Origin of the sequence: Stieleria neptunia, from assembly GCF_007754155.1 — a bacterium.
Lineage (GTDB): Bacteria > Planctomycetota > Planctomycetia > Pirellulales > Pirellulaceae > Stieleria > Stieleria neptunia.
In genome coordinates this window covers 6,622,831-6,630,837 of sequence record NZ_CP037423.1, presented here as the reverse complement: position 1 = coordinate 6,630,837, position 8,007 = coordinate 6,622,831, and the positions used below count along the sequence as shown (strand labels likewise).

Annotated in this window: 7 protein-coding genes and 1 pseudogene; 5 read left to right on the top strand and 3 right to left on the bottom strand. The window is 61.1% G+C overall.

Translation table 11 applies throughout. The features are described 5' to 3' along the window. Window positions 1-303: 303 nt before the first annotated feature. From Enr13x_RS39460 to Enr13x_RS23075, 4 genes and pseudogenes are all read left to right on the top strand, one after another. Window positions 304-729 (top strand): annotated as a pseudogene (locus Enr13x_RS39460) (class I SAM-dependent methyltransferase); the annotation flags it as partial. Window positions 730-896: 167 nt separating this feature from the next. Further along, window positions 897-1,118, top strand: coding sequence for a class I SAM-dependent methyltransferase (locus tag Enr13x_RS39455; protein ID WP_261344149.1), 222 nt, complete (start codon window positions 897-899; stop codon window positions 1,116-1,118). Beyond that, on the top strand, window positions 1,115-1,801 hold the full coding sequence (locus Enr13x_RS23080; protein WP_145389216.1) for a UbiX family flavin prenyltransferase: 687 nt from the start codon (window positions 1,115-1,117) through the stop codon (window positions 1,799-1,801). Before Enr13x_RS39455 ends, Enr13x_RS23080 begins: the two co-directional genes overlap by 4 nt. Continuing rightward, window positions 1,798-2,766: a 4-hydroxybenzoate octaprenyltransferase gene (locus Enr13x_RS23075; protein ID WP_145389215.1), complete on the top strand. Its 969-nt coding sequence runs from the start codon at window positions 1,798-1,800 to the stop codon at window positions 2,764-2,766. The genes Enr13x_RS23080 and Enr13x_RS23075 overlap by 4 nt, the downstream gene beginning before the upstream one ends. A gap of 295 nt (window positions 2,767-3,061) precedes the next feature. Here Enr13x_RS23075 and Enr13x_RS23070 read toward each other — a convergent pair whose 3' ends face one another. Beyond that, window positions 3,062-3,505 carry an NUDIX hydrolase gene (locus Enr13x_RS23070; RefSeq protein WP_145389214.1) on the bottom strand — a complete coding sequence of 148 codons (444 nt, stop codon included), beginning with the start codon at window positions 3,503-3,505 and terminating at the stop codon, window positions 3,062-3,064. Between the two features lie 84 nt (window positions 3,506-3,589). On the opposite strand from Enr13x_RS23070, the gene Enr13x_RS23065 reads away from it, so the two are divergent. Further along, on the top strand, window positions 3,590-4,894 hold the full coding sequence (locus Enr13x_RS23065; RefSeq protein WP_231743727.1) for a CCA tRNA nucleotidyltransferase: 1,305 nt from the start codon (window positions 3,590-3,592) through the stop codon (window positions 4,892-4,894). A 58-nt stretch (window positions 4,895-4,952) separates the two neighbouring features. Here Enr13x_RS23065 and Enr13x_RS23060 read toward each other — a convergent pair whose 3' ends face one another. Both Enr13x_RS23060 and Enr13x_RS23055 read right to left on the bottom strand, forming a co-directional pair. Then, entirely contained in the window at window positions 4,953-6,347 is a 1,395-nt protein-coding gene (locus Enr13x_RS23060) for an asparagine synthase-related protein (RefSeq protein ID WP_231743726.1), read from the bottom strand. A gap of 277 nt (window positions 6,348-6,624) precedes the next feature. Beyond that, window positions 6,625-7,995, bottom strand: coding sequence for a peptidylprolyl isomerase (locus Enr13x_RS23055; protein WP_145389213.1), 1,371 nt, complete (start codon window positions 7,993-7,995; stop codon window positions 6,625-6,627). Between the last annotated feature and the right edge of the window lie 12 nt (window positions 7,996-8,007).

The following is an 8,007-nucleotide window of genomic DNA, read 5'->3' as shown; positions in this document are numbered from 1 at the left end:
GAGCAGGGTCCCATCGATGTCAAAAAAAAGTGTCCGCATGGCGAAAAAGTTAGCAGATGTCGAGCCGCGTACCAGCACCGTGGGGCCGAAACCGACGCGACGGCCCACGGCCTGTTTTGGACCGTTCCCGTTTTTGCGGTTCTCTATTGTGTCCTTCCCAAACCGCGACCGTCATGCCAGAACCTAAGGACGGTTTTTGCGGCCGCCGGTACCGGTAGCTCGTCGTCAGGGCGTTTGACGAGATTCGCTACCCATAGAATCGAGCCGTGACCACGCCCCCAGCCAATCGATCGATCCCCTTCCATGACCGCCAACGTGACCGAACCAGCGCCACCCACCGTCGACACGCCCCCCAACGAAACGGCCGGGGAATTGGACAAGAGCAATGCTCGGGTGCGCGAGATGTTTCGCCAGATCGCTCCCCGCTACGACCTGATGAACCAATTGTTGTCGCTGAATATTGACAAATACTGGCGCAGCCAAGCGGTCAAACGCTTGCGTCTGGTTCCCGGCGTGCCGGCGCTGGATGTGTGCACCGGGACGGGCGATCTGGCGATCGCGATCGCCGACGCGGCCCCCCAGGGTGTCGAAGTCGTGGGCAGCGATTTTTGTTACGCGATGTTGGAAATCGCTCGGCAAAAACGCGTCGTCGGTTCGCCTTCGGAATCGATCGATTTTCTCGAAGCCGATTCCCAGCAATTGCCCTTCGCGTCCAACCGGTTCCAATGTGTCACCGTGGCCTTCGGTTTGCGAAACGTCGCCGACACCGATCGAGGCTTGCGCGAGATGGACGCGGGTGTGCCGGGCAGGCGGGCAAGTGATGGTGTTGGAAATTCTCCCAAGCCGACGCTGCCGGGGGCTGCGGCAAACCTACAACTTTTATTTCAAGCACATTTTTGCCCCGGGTCGGGCAATGGTTCGCCCGCAATAACAAGTCGGCTTACTCGTATCTGCCCGATTCGGTCAGCCCGCTTTCCGGACGGGCAGCATTGGCCGATCGGATGGGGGCGGCCGGATTGACGGATGTCAAATTCACCCCGCTGACGTTTGGGGTCTGCACGATCTACGAGGGCACCAAGCCTGTTGCGAATGCCGGCCCAGGTGGGGATCCCCAATGAGTGCCGCGGAAACTCCGGCCGCGCGGATCGATCCGCTGGTGATCGGGATCACCGGTGCCAGCGGGGCGATGTATGCGATCCGTTTGCTGCAAACGCTGGCCCAAGCCGAGATCGACGTCCATTTGACGATCAGCCCCAGCGGCGCGGCGGTGATCAAGCAAGAAACGGGCTTGGCGATCAATCTGCGCGGTTTGGATTTGCCCCAGCTGGTTTCCTACATCCCGCCCTGGTCAACCGATCGGCATCGCAGTTTGGTCCAGCAAACGGATTGGGAGAGCAGCTTGGCCCAGCGGTTTCACTATCACCAACACGACGACTACATGACCCCGATCGCCAGCGGTTCGTTCCGCACCAGCGCGATGGTCGTCTGTCCGTGCAGCGGCAGCACGCTCAGTGGGATCGCTCGCGCGGCGGCGAGCAACTTGATTCAGCGGGCCGCCGAAGTCCACTTGAAGGAGCATCGCAAATTGGTCGTCGTGCCCCGGGAAACACCGGTCAGTGCGTTGCAGTTGGAGAACATGCACAAAATCGCGTTGGCCGGAGGCGTGATCTTGCCGGCGATGCCGGGGTGGTATCACGACGTCGACTCGCTCGATTCGTTGGTGGATTTTGTCGTCAGCCGGATCTTGGATCAACTGGCATTGGACAACCGATTGATCCAACGGTGGAAGGACGGATCATGACATCAGGTGGTGTGAGTTCAGGCGGCGAGAGGCCCAGAGGCAGCGGTGCCGGCGGCGGCAGATTAGCCGATTGGCTGGGGCTGATTCGATTCAGTCATACGTTGTTTGCACTGCCGTTTGCGGCCTTGGCGACGGTGATGGCGATCGCGACGCCGTTGCCGGGCGGGGGATCCGTGAGCGTGCGTTTCCGCGATCTGCTGGGCGTTTTGCTTTGCATGGTCGCGGCCCGCAGCGCGGCAATGGCATTCAACCGATTGGTCGATCACAAGATTGATGCGGAAAACCCCCGCACGAAAGGGCGTCACCTTCCCGCCGGCGTACTCTCGCGCAGGGCGGTGCTGTTGTTCACCGTGGGTTGCGGGGCGTTGTTTGTCGCCTCGACCGCGCTGTTCTTGCCCAATTGGATTCCGCTCGCGGCGTCGGTCCCGGTGCTGTTGTTCTTGCTGGGGTATTCGCTGGCCAAACGGTTCACCAGCGCGGCGCATTTGTGGCTGGGCGTGGCGCTCAGTCTGTCACCGATCTGCGCCTGGGTCGCGATACGCGGACCGGTGGTGTTTGCCTGGCCGAGCGATCTGGTCGCACCGTTGTTGCTTGCCGCCGCGGTGGCCGCGTGGGTGACGGGGTTCGACATCATTTACGCGTGCCAGGATCAGGCGTTTGATGCCGACGCCGGGCTCCACAGTGTGCCGAGTCGATTCGGGGTGGCCGGAGCGTTTCGAATCGCGGCCGGATCACACGCGGTGATGTTGGTCTTGCTGGCGCTGATGCCCGGGTTGGCCCCGAACGTCGGATTCGGCTGGCTGTACTGGATCACGCTGGTTTGCATCGCCGCGTTGGTGGTGCGACAGCACACGCTGGTGCGTCCGAACGATCTGAACCGTGTCAATGAGGCGTTTTTTCATGCCAACGTTGCGATCAGCGTGTTGTTATTGGTCGCCGGATCGATCGATTGTTTGTGGTTGTAGCGTTGGCCGAGGGGCGTTAGCGAAATGCCAGCTGATTTGGCATAGAAGGCGTTAGCGGAACGGCGCGAGCGGGCTGTCGTTTTTGTGAGCCGCGACGCGTAAGCGGCCGGGCACTGCGACGCTGCCCGAGGCCTTACGGCCAGCGGCTCACCATTGAAACAGCAGATCCCGACCAAATCGACAGCCCGCGAGCCGTCCGGTTGCGGTTCAAAAACACCTTGAACGACCGGAGGGCTCGCGCCCTGCCGCTAACAAAAGACACCCCGTTTGGTGTCAACGTGGGTCGCATTGCCCGCTAGCGCCACTCGCAATTCAGATCGATTTCGCCCTGTTCCCAGGCCGTCAGGAACGGCGGCAGACTGGGCAGCACGTCGTCGGCATTTCGGACGTCTTGACGGCTCATCCAAAACACATCGGCAACCTCGTCCGGGTTGGCGATCGGATGGTGATCGTCCTCTAAATGCGCGTGCCACCAGGCCAGGTTGGTGCCCCACGAGGTCACGCTGCGGTAGCATAGACCGGCCGGAGTGACGTCAATGGCCAGTTCTTCCTGCATTTCGCGAACCAGGGCCTCGGCTTCGGTTTCTCCTTGTTCGATCCCTCCGCCGGGCAAACACAGCTTGCCGGGGGCGGTCACGGTCAACGCGCGACGGATGATCAGCAGTTTGGCGTCACGAAAGACGACGGCGACGACGCCTCGTTTGCGGCGCGTTCTCGGCTTGATCGGAGGAGAGTTCATAGCCCAGCTTGTAACCGAACGCGGAGAAATCGACAATCGTGATCCGCCCCATTGAGAGAAACATCCCCCTTCCACGGCAAAGCATTGACGAAAATCGGTCCCCTGTTTGATTCCAACAGCGATCACTCTCTGGAAACGCGTGCGTCGTTTGCCGAGGCGACTCGGATCTGTGCGCGGTTGCATGAGCGCGGCCACGTCGCATATTTTGCCGGCGGATGTGTCCGCGACGCGCTGCTGGGGCGTGAACCCAAGGACTTCGACGTCGCCACCGACGCAACACCCGACCGCGTCCGCGAAATCTTTGGAAAACGCAAGACGCTCGCTTTCGGTGCGTCGTTCGGCGTGATCGGGGTGTTGCCAGAAAAACGCCCCCAAGACTCGCCGCCCAACCGTGAACACGTGCACCCGACCGAAGTCGCGACGTTTCGCAGCGACGGCGAGTACAGCGACGGCCGGCGTCCCGACAAGGTCCATTACGGTGACGCCAAGCACGACGCCTTGCGCCGCGATTTTACGATCAACGGGCTGTTCTTCGATCCCGCCGAAGAAAAAGTGATCGACTACGTCGGCGGCCAAGTCGATCTGGCGGCGCGGCGGTTGCGAACGATCGGTGCCGCCGACCAACGCTTCGAAGAAGATAAATTGCGGATGCTGCGGGCGGTTCGATTCGCGACCACACTCGGTTTCGAACTCGATGCGGCGACGAAAGCGGAGATCGTCCACCGGGCCGGTGAGCTGGCGGTGGTCAGCGCCGAACGGATCGGTGCGGAGATGCGGCGAATGGTGGTTTCGATCCATGCGCCGCGCGGTTTGGAACTGTTGATCGAGTGCGGGCTGGACCGGCTGATCCTGCCCGAACTGCGATTGGCCGAGCAGTCGTCGTTGGTCAATTACCTGGGACATCGCCAGTCGTTGGATTTCGAATCCACGATGGCGTTGATCTTGTACGTGATCGCTGAAAACCCCACGGCCGCGCCGATCGGAACGCTCGTCAAACGGATTTCGCACCCGTGGCGGCTTTCCCGCGAAGAAACACGCCGGATCACCGCAGCGGCGAAACGCTGGCCGATCATCGCCGACGCCCATCAGCAGAAGTGGTCGGTCGTGCAACCGACGCTGGTGGATCGGGACGTCGATTGTGTTTTTCACGTCGCCGCGGCGATCACCTGCGCCAAGGAATTGCCACAAGCCGGAGTCGACCTGTGTCGCAAGGCACTCGCCTGGCCCGAAGACCAACTCAACCCCCAGCCGTTGTTAACCGGCGACATGCTCCGCGCCGCCGGCCATCCGCCCGGCCCCCATTTTCGCGGCTGGTTGCAAGCCGCCCGGGACGCCCAACTCGATGGCCAGATCACGACCGGCGACGAAGCACTGGCGATGATCGAGTAAAAAAGGTGTCCGACACCTTTTTGGTTGACGAGGGGGTTTGGGGTGATTGGGGTCTCGGTTAATGGGACTCGGTCGGGGTCTTGGTTCGGATCATTCGGGCGAATTCATCGCGGTAGGTTTGTTCGTTTTTGGGGAACAGCCGCTCGAACGTTTGCGGATCGGCGGCGCCGTGTTGGAAGCGGCGTTTTTGAAACACCGGCATCTCGACGCCGGTCACCTGCCGAATGCCGGCGGCGACGATGTCTCCCTTGAGCGCGTAGAGTTTTTGATGGTCCCAATCCGTTAGCGCAACGAACGGGACCGCCTCGGCGATTTCGATCACGTCGGGGACCGCGTAGGGGCTGAATCCTTTGAAACCGAATGCGGCGGCCGGCGCGCTGGTGCGACTGTGCCCGCGACTTTGCCCGCCGCTGTAGACCAGCGAATGTTTGACCGCGTCGACACCCCAGCCTTCCTGATACAGCATCCGATTGCCCAGCACGCTGCGGATCGTCAGTTCCGGGTTGTCTTCGATCGGATAGTCTTTCAAGTTTTCATCGCCGCCGTCACCATCGATCAAGTAGTTCCAATCCGGATAGCGTCGACGAATCTCGCGGAGCAGTGCGTAGCCCATCGTCGCCGACTGGACGTCCAGCGGTTTGTAGTCTTCGATCGCTGCGACGGCGTCCTGCCAGCGGACGTCCGCCAGCGGGACCTCGATCGGTTCGAGTAACATTTCCAGGTCGATCGCCTTGAGGAATTCGCGCGCTTGTTCGACGTCTTGCGAGCGGCCTTCCAGGGACAACGCGAACGCTTTCAGGCGTGACGGCGAATGGCCGCGTCGGCGGAGTAAGTAGTCGACCAGCACGAGAATCGAACCGCTGTCGATCCCGCCGCTGAACATCACTCCGATCGGTTCCTGATCCGGGATCGTGATCAGATACTGATCGATGACTTCGGCCAGGCGTTCGATGTACGCGGCGCCGATGGCGTCGATGTCGGCCGGCAATCGATTGCGTTCGGGGGCAAAATAACGCGTCAGTTGTGGATTCGGATCAGGGCAACCGACCAGTTGCAGTTCGAGCAGATAATGCGCCGGCACCATCCGCGTGTAGGAGGGATGGAATTGATCGGCTAGACCTTCGATGTTCAACTGATCCAGAATCTGACTCATCCGCTCGGCAATGACCAACGCCGGCCCTTCGGCTCGTTTGGCCAAAAAGTATCGCATCGGTCGTCCGATCGACCGTGCCATCCGGATCGTTTTCCCCTCTTGCTGGCAGATCGCGAACTGGCCGCGGATGCGACGAACCGCTTCGGCATCGCCACTGGCGACGGCGGCGCACGCTTGCTCGCGTGGCATGTTCAGAATCACGTCTCCGTCCGGATCCATCAGGTTGACGACCCGGTCGATCAGCGCCGGGGCTTGTCCATCAAATGCGGCGCGTGACATCGGGTCGGTTTGCTGAGACATCGCGGTTACGGGATCGAACGTGGAAGCGGGTGGGGGAGCGCTGCGGTATAGCTTAATGATCCCGATGAGAGGCGTCAGCCGGTGGCGGCTGGGGGGATCGGCATGCGCCGGTCGCTAAACGGGCTGTCGATTGAGTGAGCCGCGACGCGTAAGCGGCCCGGCATTTCGGCGCCCGCCCGAGGCCATACGGCCAGCGGCTCACCATTGACTCCGCAGATCCCGAATCAATCAACAGCCCGTCACGCGTCCCGCTGGGATGGCATTGGCCGCGCTTCGATCAGGGCTGGGGCGCAAAGGGATCGGCGTAGATGACTTCAGGCAGCGTGTCGGGGCGATTCAGAATTTCGGCCTCGATGATTCGGTCGGGCGGCATGATCACGGCGCCTTTCTTTTTTTCTTTGTGCGGGTCCACTCTCCGCAAGGCACCCAAGACGTCCATCCCCTTGGTGATTCTGCCGAACACCGTTTGCTGGTCGCTGACCGACGGCAAGGGCAAGAACAGCATCGCGAATTGGGTGCCCGCCGTGTTGGGAATAAAATCTTTGTTGGGGCCCGGCAATTTCGCCATCACCAGGGAGCCGGCCAGGGGCATCCGAACGACGTCGCGACCATGTTCATCGGCGATGAAATGATCCGGTCGTGAGCTGCCGTCGCCGAGCGGGTCGCCGGTCAACGCCAGCAGTCCGTCGACGACTTGAAAGAAATCCAATCCGTCATAGAAGCCCGATTCGACCAATTCGATGAAGTGTGCGACCGTTGAGGGGGCTTCGTGAATGAACAGGTCGGCAACGATTTCGCCACGCGTCGTTTTGAAGCGGACTTGGGGCAGGTCATCGGGATCGTTGCTCAACAGTTCTCGCTCGGTCTCGTGCTGTTTTTTGATGGCCTCAAATTGAACCATCAAGGCCCTGTCCTTGTCTTCGAGTTCATCTTCCTGAAGGTTCTTGTAGAGGCTTTCGGCGAGTGGGAAATCGCCGGAGCACATCGCGGCACGTGCAGCGGTCAGCGCGACGTAGCGGAGTCGGATCCCGTAATCGAGCAGTTTCGCCGCACCTTCGACCGTTTCGAGGTCGTACACGTCGTGTTTGAACCGCTGTTCCAGGACCGTCACGACGTATCGCATGGCCACCGGGTGTGGGAAGAAGTCGATCAGGTCGAGTGCTTTGCGATAGGCCTGGTTCATCAGCGTGCGACTTTCGTTGCGCAGCGTCAGGTAGGCTTGGCGATCGTCGTTGAATCCGTTGACGAACAAGATGTACTGGCGCCGCATCTGCAACACCTTGTCTTTGAACTGCTGCGAGACGTCATTAAATTCGTCCGTGGCCGCCATCCCTTGTTCGTAAAACTCCGGCGGAGCTTTCTCTTTGAATTCCTTGATGATCGCCTCCGTTTCGGCCGCCATGTCGGGCGAGTCGGTCGTGGAATCGGCGGCCTGGAGGTCCGCCGCGTGGGCGGCATGGTCGTGTCCGCTGTGGTCCACCGTCGCCGAGTCGGACGTTGTCGCAGCCGGCATTTCAGCCGGTGGGCCTGCTTGCGCCGGCGCATCGGCATCCTGTTCTTGCCCGCGTGAATCCTGGCCCGGACCGAGCGACAACGCCGCGACGAGGAAAACGGGGACGAGTGTTTTGAGTGGGCTGCGGACAATCATGGAGTTCTAGAA